Source organism: Zavarzinia sp., from assembly GCF_049306435.1.
In the GTDB taxonomy this organism is placed as follows: Bacteria; Pseudomonadota; Alphaproteobacteria; order Zavarziniales; family Zavarziniaceae; genus Zavarzinia.
The window spans coordinates 1-2754 of the sequence record NZ_JBAQRT010000070.1 but is presented as its reverse complement, the minus strand read 5'-3'; the positions used below and the strand labels follow the sequence as shown (position 1 = coordinate 2754).

Annotated in this window: 2 protein-coding genes; both read left to right on the top strand. The window is 62.0% G+C overall.

Going from position 1 to position 2754, the window contains the following annotated elements; genetic code table 11:
• Positions 1 to 213, top strand: a 213-nt coding sequence (locus tag WAZ62_RS03580; RefSeq protein WP_422642162.1) for a (d)CMP kinase, incomplete at its 5' end; no start/stop codon positions are given.
• Between the two features lie 115 nt (positions 214 to 328).
• The gene (rpsA, locus tag WAZ62_RS03575; protein WP_422642161.1) at positions 329 to 2041 is read left to right on the top strand and encodes a 30S ribosomal protein S1; all 1713 of its coding nucleotides are present in this window, start codon (positions 329 to 331) and stop codon (positions 2039 to 2041) included.
• Positions 2042 to 2754 lie beyond the last annotated feature (713 nt).

The window sequence follows — 2754 nt, the reverse complement described above, 5'->3', positions numbered from 1 at the left end:
GTCCATGAACTCCGCGCCAGGGGCCTGCCCGCCGATCTCGCCGGCATCACGGCCGAGATCGAGGCGCGCGACGCCCGCGACGCCGGCCGCGCCACCGCCCCGTTGAAGGCGGCCGAGGATGCGCACTTGCTCGATACCTCGGACTTGGGTATTGAAGAGGTCTTCGCGAAGGCGAAGTCCATGATCGAGACGGCGCGGCAGACGCGGACCTGAAAGGGCCGTGGTTTTCCGTGCCGTTCGCTGTTTCGCCCCCCGGATGGGAATTGGGGGGAAGACCGCCGGAGACAACCGGCCGGCCCGGAAATGAAATACAGGAGTTTACTGAACTATGACTGAATTCGAGACCAAGGAAAATTTCGCGGACCTGCTGGACGAAGTGTTCGGCTCCGCCAATTCCCTCGAAGGGAGCGTCATCGAAGGTCGTGTCATCACGATCGAGAATGACTTCGCCGTGATCGACGTCGGCCTGAAGGCCGAGGGTCGCGTGGCGCTCAAGGAATTCGCTGCTCCCGGACAGAAGTCCGAGCTGAAGCCCGGCGACATCGTCGAGGTCTATCTGGAGCGCATGGAAAACGCGATGGGCGAAGCGGTGATCAGCCGCGAGAAGGCCCGCCGCGAGGAAGCCTGGACCATCCTCGAGCGTGCGTTCGAGAAGGGCCAGCGCGTCGAAGGCGTGATCTTCGGCCGCGTCAAGGGTGGCTTCACGGTCGACCTGTCGGGCGCCGTCGCCTTCCTGCCCGGCTCCCAGGTCGATGTCCGCCCGGTGCGTGACATCACCCCGCTGATGGGCGTGCCGCAGCCGTTCCAGATCCTGAAGATGGACCGTCGCCGCGGCAATATCGTCGTGTCGCGTCGCGCCGTCCTCGAAGAGACCCGCGCGGAAGCCCGTTCGGAACTGGTCGCCAACCTCAAGGAAGGCCAGATCCTCGAAGGCGTCGTCAAGAACATCACCGACTATGGCGCGTTCGTCGATCTCGGCGGCGTCGATGGTCTGCTGCATGTCACCGACATCGCCTGGCGCCGTGTCAACCACCCGTCCGAGGCGCTCACCATCGGCCAGACCGTGAAGGTCCAGGTCATCCGCGTGAACCCGGAAACCCAGCGCATCTCGCTCGGCATGAAGCAGCTGCTGGCGGATCCGTGGGATGGTGTCGGCGTCAAGTATCCGATGGGCGTGAAGTTCCTCGGCCGCGTGACCAACATCACCGACTACGGCGCTTTCGTCGAGCTGGAGCCGGGCGTCGAAGGCCTGGTCCATGTCTCGGAAATGAGCTGGACCAAGAAGAACGTCCATCCGGGCAAGATCGTCTCCACCTCGCAGGAAGTGGAAGTCATGGTCCTCGAGGTCGACGCCAACAAGCGCCGCATCTCGCTCGGCCTCAAGCAGTGCCTGGAGAATCCGTGGTCGGCCTTCGCCGCCATGCATCCCCAGAACACGGAGATCGAGGGCGAGGTCAAGAACATCACCGAATTCGGTCTGTTCATCGGTCTCGACGGCGGTGTGGACGGCATGGTCCATCTCTCCGACCTCGACTGGAACCGTCCTGGCGAACAGGCGATCCAGGACTTCAAGAAGGGCGACATCGTCCGTGCGCAGGTTCTCGACGTCGACGTCGAGAAGGAGCGCATCTCGCTCGGCATCAAGCAGCTCGGCCGCGACCCGCTCGCCAACTCGAACGAAGTCCGCAAGGGCTCGGTCGTGACCGGCACCGTGGTCGAAGTCAATGAAGGCGGCGTCGAAGTCGCCATCGGCGACGAGGGCGTGCGCGGCTTCATCCGCCGTGCCGACCTCGCCCGCGACCGTCAGGACCAGCGCCCCGAGCGCTTCTCCGTCGGCGACAAGATCGACGCCAAGATCACCAACGTCGATCGCGCCACCCGCAAGCTCGCGCTGTCGATCAAGGCGCGCGAGATCGAGGAAGAGAAGGAAGCCGTGGCTCAGTACGGCTCGTCCGACTCGGGCGCCTCGCTCGGCGACATCCTGGGCGCGGCCATGTCCCGCGCCCGCGCCAAGGCCGACGCGGAAGGCGACGAGGAGTAATCCTCAAACCCTCCGCCCGACCTCGGGCAGACTTTCGGGGCGCGCCAGCGATGGCGCGCCCCGGGTGTTTGGGGGGGGGGAATAGCTAGCGAGCGCGCAGCCTCTTAGGCTCAACGCGTGCATATAACTGTTCATTATCGCTAAAGTTTTGGTAGAGTGATTGCGATGCTGTTTAAGGCTAGCACACTCGACGATGCCCTCGGGGACATCATGCGGCGCCTGCTCCGTAGCGGTTCGCGAACCTGTTCAGGTAAGGGACCCGCTAGAGAGTTTACGGGCGTGCTTGTCGAAATTAGCAATCCAAGAGCACGCTTCAGCCGCTCAGAAGGCAGAGGCGTTCTGTTTAGTTTTTTGGGCGAGACGCTATGGTACCTGTCGGGTTCTGACCGATTGGATTTCATAGAGTATTACATCCCCAAGTATCGGAAATTTATAGATTCCCCTCCTCGCGCGGTAAAAGCTCCCGGAGCCTATGGCCCACGATTATTTGGCGGCGACGAAAAAAGTCAGATTTCAGGACTCATTAGAGCACTAAAGATAAAAAAAGGCGTTTCGGACACAAGACAAGCAGTCGCACAAATTTTTGATAAGAACCTGACTCAAAAGCCTACTATCGCGCGAGCCTTCTGATGGCGAGTTGGATCGAGGCGAGGGTGACGAAAGCGCGAAGGGTGTCGGCGAGGTTTTCCCAGTCCTTGGCGAGGCGTCGGTTG

Excerpts from the sequence above, each read along its gene's own strand:
- rpsA (WP_422642161.1), top strand. The coding sequence starts at position 329 with ATGACTGAATTCGAGACCAAGGAAAATTTCGCGGACCTGCTGGACGAA.